Origin of the sequence: Shewanella japonica (genome assembly GCF_002075795.1) — a bacterium.
In the GTDB taxonomy this organism is placed as follows: Bacteria; Pseudomonadota; Gammaproteobacteria; order Enterobacterales; family Shewanellaceae; genus Shewanella; species Shewanella japonica.
In genome coordinates this window covers 19,334-40,000 of the sequence record NZ_CP020472.1, presented here as the reverse complement: position 1 = coordinate 40,000, position 20,667 = coordinate 19,334, and the positions used below count along the sequence as shown (strand labels likewise).

The following is a 20,667-nucleotide window of genomic DNA, read 5'->3' as shown; positions in this document are numbered from 1 at the left end:
AAGTAACATTCATACCTTGTACCTGTGCCACAAGTGATAATTTCTGTTGTGCATCGTGCCAGTCAACAATATCAGTAAAGAGGATACTTTGATTCATCGTTATCAGCCTTATGATAATTGAGTCCGCAAAACTTGATGCACAGCTTGAGTCGATGGCATCACGCCGCGCCAAATATTATAACTGTGTGCAGCTTGTCCAACTAACATACCGAGACCATCTGCTACTTTATTTGCACCTTGAGATAGCGCCCATTGATTAAAGAGCGTCACCTCAGCACCATAAGACATGTCATAGCATTGAGTGTTAGAGTCTATAATGCATGACGGTAACTTGATTAGCTCTCCGGCGAGTCCCGCTGAAGTTGAATTAATAATTAGATCAAAGGATGTGGCTAACTCTTCAATCGATTTAGCTTTAACATCTCCAAATTGATTAAATAAGTCTGCTAGTTTTTGAGCTTTACTATATGTACGGTTACATATCGTTAATCTGACACCTGCTTGTAATAAAGGCTTTATGCAACCTCTCGCTGCGCCACCTGCACCGACAAGCAAAACCTGCTTATTGGCAATATCACCAAAGTGCTGAATAACATCAGTCACTAACCCAACCCCATCTGTATTATCGCCTCGTATTTTGCCGCTGGGTAAATAGATGAGTGTATTGACTGCACCTGCAAGTTTGGCTAACTCACTTAATTCATCACAAGCAGCATAAGCTTGCTCTTTAAAAGGTGCGGTAACATTCGCACCTTTACCGCCATTAGCAAAAAAAGCCATTAATGATTGAGAGAATTGATCGACAGGTGCAAGAATGGCTTGATAGCTAATTGCTTGCTGAGTTTGTTTTGCAAACTCAGTATGTATAAATGGCGACTTACTTTGTGCGATTGGATTGCCAAATACAGCATACTTATCGATCATTAATATTCTCTCTTTCATTAACTCGTTTGGTTTATCTCATGTACCACTACTTAGTATAAGCTTGTGGCATTGAGGATTTTGTCATATAGCGATCACGCAATACATCTTGACGGCTTTCAGTACTTTGCTCTTCACCGCCAATCCACATTTTTTCAATATGGCTACTGTATTCAAACGGGTCGCCGCTCCAAAGCACCATGTCAGCAGGCATACCGACAGCAATACGCCCCGCTTCTAAGTGGAATGTATCTGCAACATTACTGGTTATCGCTGCCATAGCATCATCGTAATTCATGCCATTAGCAACCGCATTACCTGCACTGTAACGTAATGCATAGTTATTATGAGCATCACCCGGAGTGGCTAACACGACTTTGACGCCAGCTTTACTCAATTTGCCAGCGTTATCCAGTGAATTATGCAAAGAATCAAAACTTTCAGGTAAGTTTCGCATTGCATCCATAATCACAGGGATTTTGGCTTTAGCAATTTCATCTGCAAGTAAAACAGCGTCAGCTGCTTGCAGTAACACTAAATCGATATTAAAACGCTGCTTGAGTTTAATCAGCTGCAAAATATCACTACCGCGATCGGCATAAGCAATAACAGGTTTGTCACCACTTAACACTGCATTGATGATTAACGCTTCTTTGCTTGGGGTTTTATCGGCGTCTTTATCAGATTTAGCGAGCGCTTTCTGACCTTCTTCTAATTTATTAATCAGATTCTGCATACCAATGATACGAGAGCCTTCGTGTTTTGCGCCTAATGACACAAACAAGGCTTGTTCAGTAGCAACAACACTGTCCCACTCACCAGTGAGAGTGACTTCAATTGTTTGCCCAGAAAATATGGTTTCACCGCCACCAGGAGCGACGATATTACGTGTTATGCCACCTTTTCGGGCGAATGGAATTGCAACACTTTTAGGGTTAAACGCTAAACTTGGATCAAACGTCATGTCAGCCGCTTTGTCATTAGTGTCTCGGGTCATTTTTTCCTGACCCACTTCGACTAAACCAAGCGGGTTCATCGCTCCAATAAAGCCAGGGGTTAAGATACCGCCTTTGGCATCGATAATAATATCTGCATTTACCACATCTGGGTTTAACTGGATGATTTTACCATCTTCTATAATGACAGAGGCATTGCTAAGCACACCCTGCTCAGTTGAGGTATAAATCTTGGCGTTGGTCACGGCAAGGGTATCGGCTTGTACTAACGCAGGCAGTAATCCAGCAAGCATTGAGATAGCAACGAGTGAATAATTAAAATGTTTCAATGTCTTGCTCCTTATTGTTGGCCTAGCATAAAGTCACTTTTTGCACGGTACGCATCATCTTGACGGTCAAATACCTTGGCGCCATCGATAAATACTTTATCGGCTTGAGCGTAAACACTGAATGGATTGCCATTCCAAATGACAACATCGGCATTTTTGCCCGCTTCCAGTGAACCGGTTTTACCTGCAATTCCTAATGATTTAGCCGCATTTGAGGTGATCCAGCTAATAACATGCTCTTCTGTTAAGTTGAAACCATGCTGATTGGCGCTATACATGATTTTCGCTGTCTCTTGATTAAGACGTTGAATAGTGGTGCTTGAGTCAGAGTGCACTACCGCACACGAATTTTTGACAGCATCGACCATGGCAACGTTTTCAACGATCATGTCGTTAGCTTCCATTTTAAAGCCCCACCAATCAGGCCACATCGCAGCACAGTTACCATTCTCTGCCAGTAAATCGGCAATCTTGTAACCTTCAATTGCATGATGGAATGTACCTGAGTGGTAGTTAAATTCTTTACCTAAATCCACCATCATTGCCATTTCTTCTGCTTTATAACAATGGTTATGGATTAGGATTTCTCCTTCTAACACGCCTTTTAACGTGTCATAAGTCAAATCACGTTCAGGGGCTTTAGGGTTTAAACCTGCAGCATAATCGGCTTCGTATTTATCCCATGCTAGCTTATATTCAGTCGCCTCAATAAAGGCTTGGCGGTAACCAGCCATATTGCCCATACGCGTCATTGGTGCAACAGTTTGCTTTCTGCCGTACGCGCCTTTGGGGTTTTCGCCACAAGCCATTTTTAAACCATAAGGAGCATCAGGAAACTTCATTCCTTGCATCGTGGTAGATGGCGTGTTTTTAAGTGTCACCCCACGACCACCAATTAAGTTCGCTGAGCCGGGTAAAATCTGAAGCGTGGTCACACCGCCTTCACGAGCACGATTAAAGGCTGGGTCTTGCGGCCAAACGCTGTGCTCAGCCCAAACTTCTGCAGTATTAGGATTAGTCACCTCATTGCCATCACTATGAGCGTCGGCACTTGGGCTTGGGTATACCCCTAAATGTGAATGCACATCAATAATACCTGGGGTAATCCACATATCGGTTGCATCAATAACAGTTGCGCCAGCAACTAACTCATCGGCAATGTTAGTACCAACAGCTTTAATCTTACCATCCACCATTAATACATTTGCTTGTTCAAGCTTTTCGCCTTTACCTGTTAATACTGTCGCATTAGTGAGTAACGTGGCACTTCGGGGCAAGGCTTGATATGTGCTTGGGTATGGATTTTTGTTAATCGTGACTTGAGGGTCTTGCTTTTGGGTTTGATTACACCCAAGTAAAGCAACTGACATTGCAATGACCGTCAAGGACGGCGCAAATTTGGACATGTTTTACTCCCTGTTATTATTGTTATTAACCGACACGGTATAATTTAACGAGGTTAAGCAGGGAAATACAGCCAATGCTTGATAAGATTTGTAGCAAAACATTAACAAAGTGTTACTTTTCGAATCATTCATACATACTGTCAGGTAAGAAATCCCGCTATAATCCAAAACTACTTTACTTAGCAAAGCTTAATAATGAATTGGTTTAAAAAACTTTTTGCCAGCAAACCACAAGCTGATGATAGAGATCCATCGCAGTCGAATGCCTACGATCTTATTGGCGGCGAAAAAACAATCCGCTTGATTGCCCATTATTTTTATCAACAAATGCAGCAACGACCAGATACTCAGTCATTGCTGAGCATCCATCGCGCACCTATTGCCGATTCAGAACAAAAACTATTTGAGTTTCTCAGCGGCTGGTTAGGCGGACCTCAGTTATATCAACAAAAGTACGGTCACCCAGCGTTAAGAGCTAGGCACATGCCGTTTGCCATTGATCAAGCGATGGTTGAACAATGGCTTACCTGTATGGAACAAGCCATTATCAAGGCAATAAAAAAGCCTGAACATCAACAAGTGATATTTCAGGCTATTTCAACTCTAGCTAACAACATGCGTAATAAAGATTAACGTTCGAGTTGTAACCAATCTTGTGGTTTAAGGTAGCGTTCGTACAATTCAGCCTCTTGCGAATCTTCTTCTGGCGTAAAGCCATACTCCCAACGCACCAGTGGTGGCATCGACATCAATATCGATTCGGTGCGACCACCAGTTTGCAAACCAAACAAGGTACCTCGGTCATATACTAAATTGAACTCAACATAGCGCCCACGGCGGTATAGCTGAAACTGGCGTTCATCATCGTTATATTCAAGTTCTTTATTTCGCTCGACAATAGGCGCATAAGCCGTTAAGAAACCACTGCCTACCGCTTGCATAAAGTCAAAGCTCTTTTCAAAGCCAGGCTCGTTTAGATCATCAAAAAATAATCCGCCAACACCGCGAGTTTCATTTCGGTGTGGTAAGAAAAAGTACTCGTCACACCATTTCTTATATTTTGGATAGACATCTTCACCAAATGGTGCGCAGATATCTGCCGCTGCTTGATGCCAAGAAACCACATCTTCTTCAAATGGGTAATATGGTGTTAAATCAAATCCGCCACCAAACCACCAAACAGGATCGGCACCTTCTTTATGGGCAATAAAGAAACGTACATTTGCATGCGTCGTCGGAATAAACGGATTATTAGGGTGAATGACTAACGATACCCCCATGGCCTCAAAACTGCGTCCAGCTAACTCTGGGCGATGTGCTGTCGCTGAAGCAGGCATGGCCGCTCCCATAACATGTGAGAAGTTTACCCCAGCTTGCTCAAACACTTTACCTTTAGTTAATACTCTACTGGTGCCGCCACCGCCTTCAGCACGCTCCCATGACTCGGCTTGAAAAGTTGCTTTACCATCCAAGGCTTCAAGACCTTCACAAATGCTTGCTTGAAGTGATAATAAATATTGTTTTACTACTGAGGCATCAGGTAGTGCCATATCAAAGTCCTTATTGTCCGTTACGTAATATTTTACCACTACGGGCATCAATAATTGTCGAAGGCTGGCGTTGTGAACCTAATTCACCCACGACCAGCGCTGTAATATCGTTAGAGAAAGTATGCTCAATTTCAGCAGCTGACATCGCGGGATCATGACCCGCAATATTGGCACTGCTTGATACAAAAGGCTTGTTAACGGTATCGCATAAAGCTCTGACTACTGGGTGCGAAGAAACACGAACAGCAATGGAATCAAATTGACCGCAAAGTAATTTACTAACGCCTGGCTTTATTGGCATCACAAAGGTAAATGGCCCAGGCCATTTGCTGAAAGCAAACTCAAGTTGGGCAGTGGTTAACTGTGACTCATCGATATAAGGTGCTAACTGTTGAAAGTCACTGGCAACCAGAATCAAACCTTTTTGCCAAGGACGCTGTTTAATATCGAGGAGCTTTTGAATGGCATTAAGATTATCAGGATCGCAACCTAAGCCGTAAACAGCTTCTGTTGGATAGGCAATAACCCCACCTTGGGTATACACTTCAGCGACTTCAGATGCGTTCAACAGCTGCATAAAAAACCTTTAACCTATATAAATTAAAGACAAATTATACAGACTCTGCAGATATGAACAATTGCTGATATACGATTATGGTGAAGCAACGAGTTTACTTATGGCAACCTCAAAAGAGACATCCCGCCGTTATATAGGCCGTTTATATTTACAACTTTTTTGTGGACATTCTAATCGGCTACCTGCGGCGCCTTTGCGCTCAACAAGTATTCCAAAGTCACACTCTGGACAGGTTTCATTATGAGGCGGATAGTTCACTAGGTATTTGCATTTAGGGTACGTATTACAAGCAAAGAAGGTTTTACCATAACGACTGGTTCGAGACTCTAAGTGACCTTTTTTACAATGAGGACAGCTAATCACTTCCGCTTCTGCATCATGATCATGTTTTTCGATATGTTTACACTCAGGGTAATTAGTACAACCGATAAAAATCCCGAATCGACCTGATTTGACAGCAAGTTCACAGCCACATTCTGGGCATTCTGAACCTTCGATGACCTGAGTTTCAATAGATTCATGTTGCACTAATGGTCGCGTAAAATCACATTTCGGATAATTATTACAACCAACAAAGCCACCATGTTTACTGTTTTTAACTGATAATTCGCAGCCACACTTAGGGCAGAGTTCAAACTCTTTTTCTAAAGCATGTTCATGCACAGTAAATAATTGTTGATCAATTTTAGACATGTCGCTCTCAACTCAAACCATGACTGCAATAGAAAACTGCAGTCATAAGGCTATGATATAAATAACTCTCAAGACTAGTGTAGCAAATATCAAGATCAAAAAAGGAGGCTATGCCTCCCTTTTCATCACTTGGTCAAAACAATCGACTATTTAAGAGTGTAATCGGCCATCTGGCTGCTCAAAAATAAGATCTTCCATTTGCTCATAAGCGGATTCATTCCCTGGCACATTAAATAGCACCATCAGAACAACCCATTTTAAATCTTCTAAAATCAAGCTCGTTTCATCAAGCGCCATCACTCGGTCAATCACCATCTCACGAGTCTCAACACTCAATACTTGGATTTGTTCTAAGAACAATAAAAAGCCTCGGCTTTCAACATCCAGTTTTGCCATTTCATCTTTTGTGTATATACGAAATGACTGTTGAGCATGATTACACAAGTAAGGCTTATCGCTTTCTTGCAAATCAGCTAAACGTTCTAACCACGATAAGGCTTTTAAAATATCAGCCTGATGGAACCCTGCTCGAGTTAGCTCTTTGGTAAGTTCATCTTCGTCAACTAATAGCTCAACTTCACTGTGGACATAGTTCTCAAAAAGATACATGAGGATATCAAACATGGTTATCTCCTCTCTAGTCTGACGTAACCACCAGGCACTTGCGCAACCCAGCCCTGCAATTCAAGTTCAAGCATTTCAACTAACACCAGATCTATCGACTTCCCGCTATGCTCAACTACCGAATCTAAACTGGTAGTCTCATAACCTACACTAGCTAACAGCGTAGAAAATGGCAAATTTGTTGTATTATCTTCTATATGGTGACGATTAGCGACATCTTCAAGGTGAAAGCTGATCATTGTGGACAATTCTTCAACAACATCAGCCGCACATTCAACCAATTTAGCCCCATTCTTTAACAAATCATGACAACCTTGACTGTATCCACCAGCCACTGAGCCTGGCACTGCAAACACTTCTCGGTTCTGCTCCATCGCCAGCCTAGCGGTAATAAGTGAGCCACTTTTACGCGTTGCCTCAACCACAATTGACCCTAATGATAAACCACTAATAATTCGATTACGTTTAGGAAAGTTTCCTGCAAACGGACCTATATTTGGCCAATACTCACTTATTACACAACCAGAGTCTTGTATTTGATGATACAAATTACTGTGCCTTTTGGGGTAAATGCATTCTACCCCAGTGCCCAATACAGCCACCGTTACGCCTTGATGCCCTAGCGCCGCTTTATGAGCGGCGCCATCAATCCCTGTTGCCATACCGCTTGTAATAGAAAAGCCTAGACTCACAAGCTCACCAGCAAGTGCATTGGCAATGTTTAATCCACCTACTGATGCATTTCGACTGCCAACCATGCCAATAGATGGCAACAGCAAACTTTCTAACTGACCTTTCACAAAAAGCACTGAGGGAGGATCTGAGATTTGCTTCAGTAATGCAGGATATTCCGGATCGGAAAGGCACAGGATATGGTGGTTGGAGGATTGTTGCTGCCAATCCAGCGCGGCATCAACTTTATCAAAGTCTATCTGACATTGTGAAAGCAGCTTTGCCGATAGCGGCAAAGACTGCTTTTCGAACTCTAAACGTTGTCTTAATTCCTCAACATCCATTTGAGTTAATAATTGTTGAATCCGGGCGGGTCCTAGCCCGGATACTGCACAAACAACTAGCCAATCGACCAGCTTTTCAGAGATTTATTCGCCTCGTAAATCCGTTGTTTTTGGTGTAATTAACTTGTCGTCCACTCTTACAGGATGCTCGTTAGCAATAACAATTCCCATACTGGTTTTTTCAAACACTTTAAATACCATTAATTTACCGTGGTATACGTCAGGCATAGTGAAGACTTCATCATCTGAAATCTTCGCTTTTAAGCTATCATAAGCAGTGCGATCTAACGTTGGAACAGGAACACCATCACCATTAATGACGATTTGCTCACCATTTCGATATATCGCAAACACATGACCTGTTTCAATATTGTCTTGCTCACCTTTGTCTAAGTAAACAATATCCAACTTACCAACTTCACGAATGTCCTTTTCTATAGCAATGACATTTGCTGGTACACCTTCTGGCGCAGCCTTAGGAATAAAATAAGCAGACATCAAGGCTTCATCTTCTACAGGCGCAACTTTAAAGCCAGCTTTTGATTCACGCCAATTACTTAACAGCTGAACCTTAGAAATGTCGCCGGACTCAGTCACACGGCCACTTGCCGTTAAAATGATTTCTTGGCCTAAAGTATCACTGGTTTCCTTATCAAGAAACTCACGCCCCTCTTGATACACTGCTAACTTTTGTCCTAATGGTAAATTCGCATTGATATATACAATATCATTCATCACATGATGACGAGATGGACTCTCACCACCTAAAATCATCGGTAAGCCTTCAAACCACTCAGGATCGACAACGCGGTTTTGTACCAAATAAGGTTGAATGAGTGAAAGGTCAATCGCAGGGATCGGGCCACCTTTTGAACTAATACGCCCTTCTGGACCTTTTTTGATATGCTGTTTATGTACCAAGCGAGGTTGACCATCGATAAAGACAAGAGTCAGTCGATCACCTGGATAAATAAGATGTGGGTTAGCAATCTGCGGGTTAGCGCCCCATAATTTAGGCCAGCGCCAAGGGTCCTCTAGGAAAAATGCCGAGATATCCCAAAGAGTGTCACCTTTCTTAACGATGTAAGAATCGGGGTGCCCAGATTTTAATGTTAATGTATCTGCATTAACAAACAGTGTACTAAGTAACAAAAACGCGAGTAAAAATATCCGTTTCATGGTTCATTCCATGTGTTTAGCTCTTTATTAGAGCTTTTGCTGTTATTGATGGTCAGTAAGGATTAAAATTAACCCATTAACTTAGCCAGTATAGCTAACTGGCTGAAATTTGACAGACTTGTTAAGAGTTTATATATGCCATTATTAAAAGTTTTACGTTTTCCAGATGAAAGATTACGCACTGTAGCCAAGCCTGTCACCGATTTTGGTGACGCTCTACAGACTCAAATAGATAACATGCTTGAAACAATGTACGAAGAAAAAGGCATTGGTTTAGCAGCAACCCAAGTTGATTTCCACCAGCAATTAATTGTGATGGATTTACAAGACGATGTTGAACGCCCAACCATTTTCATTAATCCTGAAGTCGTAGCGAAAAGCGGCGACTTTACGAATGAAGAAGGCTGTTTATCGGTACCTGGCGTTTACGCCAAAGTTGACCGTGCTGAATTTGTAACATTAAAAGCATTAGATCGTCACGGTGAAGAGTTCACTGTTGAAGCTGATGACCTGTTCGCTATTTGTCTGCAACATGAAATGGATCACTTACAAGGCAAACTATTTGTAGATTACTTGTCTAAAATGAAACGTGATCGCATTAAGAAAAAGCTTGAAAAAGAAGCGCGTTTAGCAGCTAAAGAAGCATAGGACTCCATTTGAAACCGTTAAATATTATCTTTGCTGGTACGCCAGACTTTGCCGCATTGCATCTGCAAGCACTCATTAATTCTGAGCATAATGTCATTGCAGTCTATTCTCAGCCGGACAGACCTGCTGGGCGAGGGAAAAAGTTACAAGCAAGTCCTGTAAAACAGCTTGCCGTAGCTAACAACATTCCTGTTTTTCAACCAGCATCATTACGTAAAGAAGACGCTCAAGCAGAATTAGCGTCGCTTAACGCCGATATCATGGTCGTGGTTGCTTATGGTTTGCTCTTACCCAAGATAGTATTAGATACGCCTAAACTAGGTTGTATTAACGTTCATGGCTCCATCTTACCTCGTTGGCGTGGTGCAGCACCTATTCAACGAGCTTTGTGGGCAGGTGACACAGAAACAGGTGTCACGATTATGCAGATGGACATCGGCTTAGATACGGGTGACATGTTATTAAAAACTTCGCTACCAATCGAAGATACTGACACTTCAGCCACTTTATACAGCAAACTTGCAGAGCAAGGTCCTCAAGCCTTAGTTCAAGCTTTAGTCGGTATCAGTGATGGTTCGATTACCGCTGAGAAACAAGATGAAGCATTAGCTAATTACGCAGAAAAGCTATCAAAAGAAGAAGCGCAGATTGATTGGCGTAAACCCGCCAAACAATTATGGCAAGAAATTCGTGCTTTTAACCCTTGGCCAGCAAGCCACTTCACTCATCAAGGCAATACGATAAAAGTTTGGCAGGCTCAATATACACTTGATAACGTTGCTGCAGAACCTGGCACCATTATCGACAGCACTAAACAAGGTATTACCGTCGCCACAGGTGAAGGATGTCTGCAACTACAAGTCATGCAACTACCTGGGAAAAAACAAATGCCTGTCGCGGACATTTTAAATTCTCGTGCTGATTGGTTTAGCCAAGGCACTTGCTTTATTTGTCCTGAAGATAAAACAGAGGCAGCACAATAATGAATGTGAGAGCGCTAGCGGCAAAAGCCATTTTTAACGTACTAGAAAAAGGCATTTCATTATCGGTTGCCCTACCAGAGCAACAGCAGCATTTACAAAATGGCAAAGATAAAGCCTTATTGGCAGAACTTTGTTATGGCGTAATGCGCCAACTTCCTCAGCTAGATAAATGTGTTAGTGACTGCTTAAGTAAACCCTTTAAGGGAAAACAGCGTGTATTGCACCAGCTGTTATTGGTTGGTTGTTACCAGCTTTACTTTACTCGTATTCCTGCTCATGCAGCCATTTCAGAAACCGCTGAAGCCTGTCGTCAAATGAAGTTTGATGGTCTGGTTAAAGTCATTAATGGCGTGTTACGTAATATTCAGCGTAAAGAGGCACCCTTAAATACAGATAACGACACATTAAAGTACAACACGCCAGCATGGTTTATTAAGCGCCTTAAAAGTGCCTACCCAGATAATTGGGCGGATATTATTGAGCAAAGCCACCAGCGCCCACCTATGTGGCTTCGTAATAACCAATTATCTCAAGCTCGTGAAGAATATTTAGCACGATTAGCAGAGCAAGATATTGAAGCAACAACTGGTAATAGTGATGACGCCATTTTGCTAGCAAGTCCAAAAGATGTCATGCAACTACCGAACTTTGCTGATGGCGCTGCATCGGTGCAAGACGGCGCAGCACAGTGGGCAGCAACCTTACTCGCACCAAAAGCCAATGAGCTCATTCTTGATGCTTGTGCAGCCCCTGGCGGTAAAACCTGTCATACCCTAGAGTGCGAACCAAGTATTTCTATGGTTGCCGTCGACTTTGACGCAAAACGTCTCGAGCGAGTGCAACAAAATCTAGACAGACTGCAATTAAAAGCGCAAGTTATTCATGGTGATGCTGCAAATATTGACAGTTGGTGGTCAGGTGAGAAATTTGATCGTATTTTATTAGATGCCCCTTGCTCAGCAACAGGGGTTATCCGTCGTCATCCTGATATTAAGTGGCTACGTAAAAATGCAGATATTGAAGAATTAGCACTATTACAGCAACAGATTATTGATCATTGTTGGAAGTGGTTAAAACCTGGCGGCACCATGCTATACGCCACTTGCTCAATCTTGCCTCAAGAAAATCGTCAGCAAATAGAGCAGTTTTTACAACGTACACCAGATGCAACGCTTGATCCGATTGCACAACAGCCATCTGCAGATGATATCGGCTGGCAGATTTTACCAGGACAAAACAATATGGACGGTTTTTATTACACCCGTTTGATTAAAGCGATTTAAGCTTGTTATAGCAGGGATACCAGCACAGTAATGAAGATTATTATTTTAGGCGCAGGACAAGTCGGCGGTACCCTAGCCGAAAACCTTGTCGGTGAGAATAACGATATTACCCTTGTTGATAATGACCGTACTCGAGTTAAATATTTACAAGATAAGTTCGACTTACAAACGGTTATTGGCCACGGTGCTCACCCGAGCACCTTGAAAAAGGCCGGCGCAGAAGATGCTGATATGCTCATTGCTGTGACCAATAGTGATGAATGCAATATGGCAGCTTGTCATATTGCTTACAGCTTATTTGGTACCCCCACTAAAATCGCTCGTATCCGCTCAGAAGCCTATTTAGACCTTCAAGAAAAGCTCTTCATTAATACCGAAGTTAAAGGCAGTGATACCAAAACACGTGGTGGATTTGTCATTGATGAACTGATTGCACCAGAGCAACTCGTCACAGCTTATATTGAACGTTTGGTTCAGTACCCTGGAGCGCTACAAGTCCTTGAGTTTGCGAAAGGTAAGCTTAGCTTAGTTGCCGTAAAAGCCTATTACGGCGGTCCGTTAGTGGGGAATGCCCTTGCAGCTTTACGCGAACACATGCCGAATATTGATACCCGAGTTGCGGCTATTTTCCGCAAAGGCAAAGCGATCATGCCACGAGGTACCACGATTATCGAAGCCGATGACGAAGTGTTTTTTGTCGCCGACACTCGACATGTCCGTGCCGTGATGAGCGAAATGCAAAAGCTGGATAACTCTTACCGCAACATCATGATTGCTGGTGGCGGTAATATTGGTTTAGGCCTAGCTAAACGTTTACAAAAAAATCATTCGGTAAAACTGATTGAACACAGTCTAGAGCGAGCAGAAAGCTTATCCGAGAAACTTGAAAACTGCACAGTATTCAATGGTGATGCCTCTGATCAAGAGCTACTCCTTGAAGAACATATTGATCAAACCGATGTGTTTATTGCCGTCACCAATGATGATGAAGCCAATATCATGTCGGCACTATTAGCAAAACGAATGGGCGCCAAAAAAGTCATGGTGCTTATTCAGCGTGAAGCCTATGTTGATATCGTTCAAGAAGCGAATATCGATATTGCCATCTCGCCACAACAAACCACCATTTCAGCCTTACTGACCCATATTCGTCAAGGCGACATTTGTAATGTGTATTCATTACGCCGTGGTGCAGCAGAAGCAATTGAAGCAATTGCTCATGGTAACTCATCAACCTCTAAAGTTGTCGGCAAGCAAATCAGCGATATCAAACTGCCACCCGGAACGACCATTGGCGCGATTGTGCGCAATGATGAAGTGATCATGGGCCACGATAAAACTATCATTGAAGAAGGAGATCATGTGATTTTATTCTTAGTGAATAAAAAATTCATTGGCGATGTAGAAAAGCTATTCCAACCGAGTGCGTTTTTCTTTTAACAGCCCATGCTGAATATTAAGCCGCTACTCTTTGTTGTTGGCATATTCCTGTCGATTCTCACCGGCTTTATGCTGGTGCCAATGGCTTTTGCATTGTTTTATCATGAAGAAACCATCGGCGACTTTATGATTTCCGGGTTATTTACTGGCCTAATCGCCATTTTGTGTATTCAAAGTGGCCACAGTAAAAAAATCAACCTCAACATTCGTGATATGTTCTTTTTAACCACAGTCACATGGTTAATTGTCAGTTTGTTTGCCGCCTTACCTTTTACCCTTTATCACGGCATAAACTATACCGATGCCTTTTTTGAAACCATGTCAGGTATCACCACTACTGGCTCAACCGTATTATCCGGTCTTGATGACATGGACCACAGCATTTTAATTTGGCGTTCGCTTTTGCAGTGACTTGGGGGGATAGGCTTTATTGTTATGGCGGTGGCCATTTTGCCGTTTTTAAATGTCGGAGGTATGCGATTATTTCGCACTGAATCATCAGACTGGGGCGATAAAGCGACTCCCCGTACTCAACACATGGCAAAACACCTATTCAAGGTTTACCTTGTGCTCACCGTTATATGTGCAATGGCATATCACACATCAGGAATGCACTGGTTTGAAGCCATTAACCATGCCATGACAACGCTTTCTACTGGCGGCTATTCCACATCAGATAGTTCGATGTCTTCATTTTCAGCTTCCGCGCACTGGATTGCGGTGGTCTTTATGGCGGCTGGGGGGTTGCCTTTACTAATGTTTGTTCAATCCCTACAGCAACGGTCGATGAAAATTTGGGATGATGAACAAGTAAAAGGGTTCCTTAAATTTATTAGCTTTGTTTCTGTTAGCTTAGGTACTTGGCTTTGGTTTAGCGCCGATATGCCTTATTTAGATGCATTAAGATTAGCCAGCTTTAATGTGGTTTCAGTGGTCACCACAACGGGTTATGGTTTAACTGATTACCAAGCTTGGGGCGCCGTTGCCAGTTTAACTTTTTTGTTTTTAATGTTTGTCGGTAGTTGCTCAGGCTCCACCTCGGGCGGAATAAAAATATTTCGCTTTCAAATCTCTCTTAAAATAATGTATCAACAACTTACACAGCAGTTTCATCCTCAAGCAGTCATTAAAAAACGCTATAACAAACGCACCATAGATAACGATATTATTCGCTCAATTATGGCGTTTATAATGTTGTTTTTTCTGGTGATACTCTTATTAGCGATTACATTAGTGCTTTCAGGGTTAGATGTCGTAACCAGTATTACAGGCGCAATCACAGCAGTCACTAATGTCGGCCCAGGCCTTGGCCCTGTTATTGGGCCTGCGGGTAACTTTTCAAGCCTACCAGATATCGCTAAGTGGGCATTAGCATTTGGCATGCTTTTAGGCCGTTTAGAAATTATCACGGTAGCAGTGTTATTCGCCCCTAAGTTTTGGCGCTACTGATTAGTGTTAAGCCAATAAAAAAACTTAATCTTTATTGAGGCTTTAAAGTCTCGGTTGCCGTATTATTCGCTCCTGAGTTTGGCGCGACTGATTAGTATAAAGCCCAATAAAAAACTTAATCTTTATTGAGGCTTTAAAGTCACAGTTGCCGTGTTATTCGCTCCTGAGTTTTGGCGCTACTGATTAATATAGAAGCCAATAAAAAAGCCTTAATTTTCATTAAGGCTTTAGAGTTTCATGACTCAATGTTAACTGACCGCCTCGCTAGCAATCAAACTGACAATATGGTCACCATAGACTTTGACATCATCCCAATCTGTATAATCAATCACACTTGTCGGATCGGTTGGTCCATCGGTCATCTTCATGATTAGACGAATCGCCAAACTGTCGTACCAAGTCCATGAAGGGTAATTGACTTTACCAGGGATGATTTTCACATCTTGTGGTTTCCAAGGTGAAAGTTCCATGAACTTTTGTAGGTATTTGTTGTTTTCAGGAATGCGTTTTTCAGGCTTGCGCGCCACTACGTTTACACAGAAAAAACTGTTCGGCTTGCTACTTAGCTCAGTTTGATAACGACTAACAAATTCAAATACCGACTTATGATATGAACCATAAAGCACACAAGCACCAAGTGCGATTGCATCATAGCTATTCCAATCAATATCAGCATGATTATTATCAAGAATATTAACGACATCACACTGATGACCACTCAGAACAATTTGCTCAGCTATCGCGCGACTGATTTGGGCTGTATGCCCGCCTCTTGAGTAATAAATCACTAATGTTTTTGCCATTTGCACACCGATTGTTGCTCTATTGGAATATTATTGTGGCAAAAAAAGGCGATTCAATCGTGCTCTTTGATCACAAATTAGAAACGTCTCATATAATTGAATGATAAAATTGAGATCTCGGTTAGCCAGCAGTATGATGCTAATGGTGTATCCATTTTACAAAAACATATGTGAGTAGCAGGTAGATAAATGTCTGAAAATATTGATGTAGATTCAATGCTAGGCAATGCCGAGATGGCAGCTAAATGGCTTAAAGCAATTGCCAATCCATATCGTTTAATGATTTTGTGTTTGTTGCTGGATAAAGAGTTAAGCGTGACAGAGCTTAATGAAACCGTGCCACTAAGCCAATCAGCCTTATCACAACATTTAGCCGTCATTCGGGCTCAAGACTTAGTCAACACACGCAAAAGCTCTCAAAATGTCTATTACACTCTAAAAAACGCTGAAGTTACTGAGGTGATTTCCATTTTACACCGCTTGTATTGCGCCAAATAACACAACTCACAATGTAGGCTATTTCGGCACGCTTACTTGAGTGCTAAAAAGCCTTTTGCGAACTCATCGACCTTATTCCAATCCGTAAACTCATAGGTGCCAGAGGTATCTGTGGGGCCTTTGGTCATCCACATGATGAACCGAATCATAACTCTATCGATAGTGCGGTATTTAGGGTAATCGATTTTCCCAGCAAATACCCCTAACAACTTAGGCTGCCATTTGGTAAGCGTTAGGAATTTTTGCATATAAGGATTGGTGTCAGGGGTATTTTTTTCAGGTTTACGCGCCACAACATTGACCGTGAAAAAGCCACTTTTAGCTCGCTCAAGTTCGATTTGATACTGGGTAATAAATTCAAATAACTGCGGGCGATGCTTACCATAACGAATACTCGCCCCAATCAATATCTTGTCAAAATCAGCAAGTCTGCCAGCCTGAGAAAGCGCATTGGCTTGAGCTAATGATACAAGTTCAACCTGTTCCCCAGCATTAACGACAACAGCCTTGATCGCTTCACAAATAGCGCGAGTTTGACCGTCCACAGTGGAATAGATTATCAGATAGTTCGACATGTTTTTCCCTGTCATTGATGTGGTAAACCTAGTTCTTCCAGAATGTAGGCGTAAATAAGACCAGTAAAGTAAACACTTCCAGCCGCCCAAATAGCATTGCTAAAACCAATACCCATTTAGCACCATCGGTAACACTCGCATAGTTACTCGCCACATCCCCCAAACCAGGTCCCAAATTATTGATACTCGCTGCCGTTGCACTAAATGCAGTAATGGCATCCATATCCATTGCCATCAACAACACCATACAAATAACAAACACCAACGCATAAGCAGAGAAGAATCCCCACACCGCATCGACTACCCTATCAGGTAATGCTGACTTTCCTATTCGAATTGAATACATTGCCTTTGGGTGGATTAAGCGCTTCATTTCACGAGAGCCCTGAAGCAACAATAAAACAAAACGAATGACTTTCATCCCGCCACCAGTAGAACCGGCACATCCGCCAATAAAGCTTGAGAAGATTAATAAGATAGGCAGAAATAAAGGCCAGGAATGAAAGCTCTCAGTGCCAAATCCTGCTGTGGTCGAGATAGACACCACTTGAAAGAAGGCATAATCTAAGGTTTGTTCTGGCGTGTCATAAATGCCAGAGCTATATAAAGTAGCAAAACAAATTGCTGTTAGTGTCAGCTGAATACCAATTAACGCTTTAAACTCAGCATCTCGAAAATAAACTTTAAAATTGATCCCTCGCCAGCTAAAAGCGGCAAAGTGCAAACTAAAGTTCACTGCAGCAATCAATAAGAAAACAGCACAAATTACGTTAATTAATGGGCTATCAAAGTAGCCAATACTGGCATCGTGAGTTGAGAATCCACCAATCGCAATGGTTGAAAATGAATGACAAATGGCATCAAACGCCCCCATGCCAGCAAAATAAAATGCTGTTGCACAAGCAACAGTAAGCAGCAGGTAGATGTACCATAATGCTTTAGCTGTTTCTGCAATTCTGGGTTTCATTTTACTGTCTTTTACAGGGCCTGGAATTTCAGCTTTATACAGCTGCATCCCACCAATTCCGAGTAAGGGCAAAATCGCGACAGCCAGTACAATGATACCCATGCCGCCCATCCATTGTAGTAGGTGCCGGTAGAATAAAATGGCTTTAGGCAAGTCATCAAGTCCCACAATCACGGTGGCACCTGTTGTTGTTAGTGCAGAAAAAGACTCAAAGAAGCTATCAGTCCAACTAAGATTAGGTTCGGTTGAAAATATAAAGGGCAGCGCCCCAATTGACCCCAGTACCGTCCAAAACATCACAACAATCAAAAAGCCTTCACGAGTACGCAAATCCCCTTTTTGTCTGCGGTTGGGGTACCACAATAAAAACCCGAGAAATAAACTCACGCAAAATGCCTGAATAAAAGCAGTACCGCCACCATCTTTATAAAGAATGGCAACCAATGCTGGCGGCAACATAGTGATAGAAAATAATCCCATCAATAGGCCGGTTATTCTAATAATTGTTTTATATTGCATGGATTACTTTTGCACTAGTTTGCATAGTATTGGTTCTTAATTGCACTTATTATTCTGCTGGTAACGTTATATTCTGGCATACTTTTTAGCCCCATCAAACGTTAAACTTTGCTTTAAGCTGACCTTGGGTTTGTGTCGCTAATTCGCGATTAAACTCTTGATGAAAAACTTTGGCGATTTCAAACTCAATTTCAATCTCTGCCAAAAATGATTTATTGATGATCACCCCATCAAATTGATTTATCAGGTATTCAATATTATTGAGTTGCGAGTAACTGCAGATTAATGATGACCGGTAACGAATGTATTTTGTTTCGGTAGTTAGCTGGGTTAACCCCGATTTAATCCCGGAAGAATAAGCTCTAACCAATCCACCAACACCTAGCTTGGTTCCACCAAAATACCGAATAACAACCGCGCCTATTTCACCAATATCTGAACCTTGAAGCGTTGCTAACATAGGTCTACCAGCACTGCCTGCAGGTTCACCGTCATCACTACTGCCAATAGCAATGCTGTTAGAAGGATCAGCTGCCACATACGCATAACAATAATGGTTAGCACCAGGGTATTGCGCCCTGAGGTTGGTGAGTGCACACTTAAGCGCTATTTCACTACTGCAATGAAATAGTACAGTAATGAAACGGCTATGCTTTATATCTTCTTCAATCGTTAATGTTTGATTGGGAATTAAGTATTGTTCAGTCAACCAGTCCAAGCTCTCGAGTCATATTTTCATTACGGTCTTGGTGAACAATAACATTATCTTCAATTCGAATACCGCCGAATGGTCGCAATTCATCAATCGTATTCCAATTTACTTGAGTATGGCGTTGATCGTTTTTTAGCTCCGCCAATAATGAATCAATAATGTAGATCCCCGGTTCAATGGTGAATACTTGGTTCGCTGCAATCTCACGAGTACAACGCAAAAATGGATGGCCTTCGGGAGTAGGAATATGAGTGCCACGCTCATCATGGGAAAAGCCGCCCATATCATGAACTTGAAGCCCTAACATATGCCCCAATCCATGAGGGAAAAACACATTAGTTATGCCTTGTTCCACAAGACCTTGAGCATCACCCGATGCAATATCAAATTGCAGCATTAATTCAGCTAATTTGGCATGCGTGGTTAAATGAAGGTCGGTGTACTTAACACCCGGCTTCATCATATCGACAATGGCTAACTGCATCTTATTCATTTCTACTATCAATTCGTAAAAGCGGTTTTTCTCAAATGAATAAGTACGCGTAATATCTGACGCATAACCATTATAGTTAGCACCCGCATCAATTAAAAAAGACAACCTAGGCGATGGAATTTGATGCTCAAGCGCAGTGTAATGCAAAATCGCAGCATTTTGGTTTAGCGCGACAATATTGCTATAAGGCACTTCATTTTCAGTTTGGCCAATCGCAGACAAATATTGCTGCTGGATTTCAAACTCACTACCGCCATTATAAAAAGCATTTTTTGCCGCTAAATGCCCTTTTACTGCAATCTGGTTAGCACGGCGTAAACACTCCAATTCATACTGGGTTTTATCGGCTCGGTGGTAATGCAGATAATTAAGTACAGAATCAGGATTACGACGACTCATCCCCAACACTTCAGCTACATCAAGATGTTCGCCTAAATAGGCCTAGTCAGCAATATTGTTTGGCAATAATTCAGCAACCCTATCGGCTTTGGTTAATAATTTAATATCAAAATGCTCTGCCCAAAAATCAGTCGGCTCGTCACTCACTTTGTGCCAAAAATCCACGGGGCGATAAAAAATCAGCGTTGGTTTATCTATGCCATTGGCCACAACCCAACAGTTAGGATTATCTAAAATGGGCACCCAAGCCTTAAATTGTGGGTTCACTTTAAACGGGTAGCTTAAGTCATCTAAAAACTGACGATGAGCTTGGCCAGAATGTATCACTAACCCCGCGAGGTTTTCGCGACTAACAATCTCGGCAACCCGACGATTTAATTCTGCAATGTGAGCATGATAAAAATTAGCTAGCTGATCCATTTTGGCTATCCCTGTGATGTTATTTTTCTTGTTTGACAACTTGTGAAGTGTATCACAAAGGACAAAATGGCCTCTAGCAGATAAATATTTAAACGGACGTTTAAATTGGGTGTTGTAATTTATTTCATTTCGTCGCACACTGTTTGGCAACTGGTCAAATGATGGCCGTCGCTGCTGTGAAACAAAGCTAGATAACAACACAGTAATTGTGATGTGGAAGTCGCTTT

20 protein-coding genes and 2 pseudogenes (1 of these 22 running past the window's edge) are annotated in these 20,667 nt (G+C 42.0%); 7 read left to right on the top strand and 15 right to left on the bottom strand.

The window, feature by feature from the left end; translation table 11 throughout:
- The 4 genes in view from SJ2017_RS00175 to SJ2017_RS00160 are tightly spaced (at most 46 nt apart) and all read right to left on the bottom strand, a layout consistent with a single transcriptional unit that may run on beyond the window.
- On the bottom strand, nucleotides 1–97 hold the start of the coding sequence (locus tag SJ2017_RS00175; RefSeq protein ID WP_065108784.1) for a DUF1488 family protein. 164 nt of this gene lie to the left of the window's left edge; the window shows 97 of its 261 coding nt (coding positions 1–97); its start codon is at nucleotides 95–97; its stop codon lies off the left edge, out of view.
- 11 nt (nucleotides 98–108) lie between these two features.
- On the bottom strand, nucleotides 109–924 hold the full coding sequence (gene aroE, locus SJ2017_RS00170; protein WP_080914508.1) for a shikimate dehydrogenase: 816 nt from the start codon (nucleotides 922–924) through the stop codon (nucleotides 109–111).
- Between the two features lie 46 nt (nucleotides 925–970).
- The gene (locus tag SJ2017_RS00165; protein WP_420876293.1) at nucleotides 971–2,206 is read right to left on the bottom strand and encodes an amidohydrolase family protein; all 1,236 of its coding nucleotides are present in this window, start codon (nucleotides 2,204–2,206) and stop codon (nucleotides 971–973) included.
- An 11-nt stretch (nucleotides 2,207–2,217) separates the two neighbouring features.
- Nucleotides 2,218–3,612 carry an amidohydrolase gene (locus tag SJ2017_RS00160; RefSeq protein WP_080914507.1) on the bottom strand — a complete coding sequence of 465 codons (1,395 nt, stop codon included), beginning with the start codon at nucleotides 3,610–3,612 and terminating at the stop codon, nucleotides 2,218–2,220.
- Nucleotides 3,613–3,807: 195 nt separating this feature from the next.
- Between SJ2017_RS00160 and SJ2017_RS00155 the strand changes: the two genes are divergently transcribed.
- Entirely contained in the window at nucleotides 3,808–4,245 is a 438-nt protein-coding gene (locus tag SJ2017_RS00155; RefSeq protein ID WP_080914506.1) for a group II truncated hemoglobin, read from the top strand.
- On the opposite strand, the gene hemF is transcribed toward SJ2017_RS00155, so the two are convergent.
- From hemF to SJ2017_RS00125, 6 genes are all read right to left on the bottom strand, one after another.
- Nucleotides 4,242–5,162: an oxygen-dependent coproporphyrinogen oxidase gene (hemF, locus tag SJ2017_RS00150; protein ID WP_080914505.1), complete on the bottom strand. Its 921-nt coding sequence runs from the start codon at nucleotides 5,160–5,162 to the stop codon at nucleotides 4,242–4,244. The genes SJ2017_RS00155 and hemF overlap by 4 nt on opposite strands.
- A gap of 10 nt (nucleotides 5,163–5,172) precedes the next feature.
- Nucleotides 5,173–5,739, bottom strand: coding sequence for an L-threonylcarbamoyladenylate synthase type 1 TsaC (tsaC, locus tag SJ2017_RS00145; protein WP_080914504.1), 567 nt, complete (start codon nucleotides 5,737–5,739; stop codon nucleotides 5,173–5,175).
- 129 nt (nucleotides 5,740–5,868) lie between these two features.
- Nucleotides 5,869–6,432 (bottom strand): DNA topoisomerase family protein, encoded by a 564-nt coding sequence (locus SJ2017_RS00140; RefSeq protein ID WP_080914503.1) that lies wholly within the window; start codon nucleotides 6,430–6,432, stop codon nucleotides 5,869–5,871.
- A 150-nt stretch (nucleotides 6,433–6,582) separates the two neighbouring features.
- On the bottom strand, nucleotides 6,583–7,056 hold the full coding sequence (locus tag SJ2017_RS00135) for a DUF494 family protein (RefSeq protein ID WP_055025502.1): 474 nt from the start codon (nucleotides 7,054–7,056) through the stop codon (nucleotides 6,583–6,585).
- Nucleotides 7,057–7,058: 2 nt separating this feature from the next.
- Nucleotides 7,059–8,072: a DNA-processing protein DprA gene (gene dprA / locus SJ2017_RS00130; RefSeq protein ID WP_065108791.1), complete on the bottom strand. Its 1,014-nt coding sequence runs from the start codon at nucleotides 8,070–8,072 to the stop codon at nucleotides 7,059–7,061.
- Between the two features lie 84 nt (nucleotides 8,073–8,156).
- Complete coding sequence (locus SJ2017_RS00125; protein ID WP_055025500.1) at nucleotides 8,157–9,251, bottom strand: LysM peptidoglycan-binding domain-containing protein; 1,095 nt, start codon at nucleotides 9,249–9,251, stop codon at nucleotides 8,157–8,159.
- Between the two features lie 135 nt (nucleotides 9,252–9,386).
- Here SJ2017_RS00125 and def point away from each other — a divergent pair, with 135 nt between their 5' ends.
- From def to SJ2017_RS00100, 5 genes and pseudogenes are all read left to right on the top strand, one after another.
- A complete protein-coding gene (def, locus tag SJ2017_RS00120) occupies nucleotides 9,387–9,899 on the top strand; it encodes a peptide deformylase (protein ID WP_156003094.1) in 513 nt (170 codons plus the stop codon).
- A gap of 8 nt (nucleotides 9,900–9,907) precedes the next feature.
- A complete protein-coding gene (fmt, locus tag SJ2017_RS00115; RefSeq protein WP_080914501.1) occupies nucleotides 9,908–10,882 on the top strand; it encodes a methionyl-tRNA formyltransferase in 975 nt (324 codons plus the stop codon).
- On the top strand, nucleotides 10,882–12,165 hold the full coding sequence (gene rsmB, locus SJ2017_RS00110; protein ID WP_080914500.1) for a 16S rRNA (cytosine(967)-C(5))-methyltransferase RsmB: 1,284 nt from the start codon (nucleotides 10,882–10,884) through the stop codon (nucleotides 12,163–12,165). The genes fmt and rsmB overlap by 1 nt, the downstream gene beginning before the upstream one ends.
- A 30-nt stretch (nucleotides 12,166–12,195) precedes the next feature.
- A complete protein-coding gene (trkA, locus tag SJ2017_RS00105; protein ID WP_055025496.1) occupies nucleotides 12,196–13,605 on the top strand; it encodes a Trk system potassium transporter TrkA in 1,410 nt (469 codons plus the stop codon).
- A 6-nt stretch (nucleotides 13,606–13,611) separates the two neighbouring features.
- A pseudogene (locus SJ2017_RS00100) lies at nucleotides 13,612–15,054 on the top strand (TrkH family potassium uptake protein).
- A 248-nt stretch (nucleotides 15,055–15,302) separates the two neighbouring features.
- Here SJ2017_RS00100 and hemG (SJ2017_RS00095) read toward each other — a convergent pair.
- Nucleotides 15,303–15,857 (bottom strand): menaquinone-dependent protoporphyrinogen IX dehydrogenase, encoded by a 555-nt coding sequence (gene hemG / locus SJ2017_RS00095; protein WP_080914499.1) that lies wholly within the window; start codon nucleotides 15,855–15,857, stop codon nucleotides 15,303–15,305.
- 189 nt (nucleotides 15,858–16,046) lie between these two features.
- Here hemG (SJ2017_RS00095) and SJ2017_RS00090 point away from each other — a divergent pair, with 189 nt between their 5' ends.
- Nucleotides 16,047–16,355, top strand: coding sequence for an ArsR/SmtB family transcription factor (locus SJ2017_RS00090; protein WP_055025493.1), 309 nt, complete (start codon nucleotides 16,047–16,049; stop codon nucleotides 16,353–16,355).
- Between the two features lie 32 nt (nucleotides 16,356–16,387).
- On the opposite strand, the gene hemG (SJ2017_RS00085) is transcribed toward SJ2017_RS00090, so the two are convergent.
- The 4 genes and pseudogenes from hemG (SJ2017_RS00085) to pepQ all read right to left on the bottom strand — a co-directional run bounded on the left by hemG (SJ2017_RS00085) (nucleotide 16,388) and on the right by pepQ (nucleotide 20,440).
- Nucleotides 16,388–16,930, bottom strand: a complete 543-nt coding sequence (gene hemG, locus SJ2017_RS00085; protein ID WP_080914498.1) for a menaquinone-dependent protoporphyrinogen IX dehydrogenase — start codon at nucleotides 16,928–16,930, stop codon at nucleotides 16,388–16,390.
- A gap of 28 nt (nucleotides 16,931–16,958) precedes the next feature.
- Complete coding sequence (locus SJ2017_RS00080; RefSeq protein WP_055025491.1) at nucleotides 16,959–18,416, bottom strand: TrkH family potassium uptake protein; 1,458 nt, start codon at nucleotides 18,414–18,416, stop codon at nucleotides 16,959–16,961.
- A 94-nt stretch (nucleotides 18,417–18,510) separates the two neighbouring features.
- Nucleotides 18,511–19,125 (bottom strand): YigZ family protein, encoded by a 615-nt coding sequence (locus SJ2017_RS00075; RefSeq protein ID WP_080914497.1) that lies wholly within the window; start codon nucleotides 19,123–19,125, stop codon nucleotides 18,511–18,513.
- Nucleotides 19,118–20,440, bottom strand: a pseudogene (gene pepQ, locus SJ2017_RS00070) (Xaa-Pro dipeptidase). The gene SJ2017_RS00075 and the pseudogene pepQ overlap by 8 nt, the downstream one beginning before the upstream one ends.
- Between the last annotated feature and the right edge of the window lie 227 nt (nucleotides 20,441–20,667).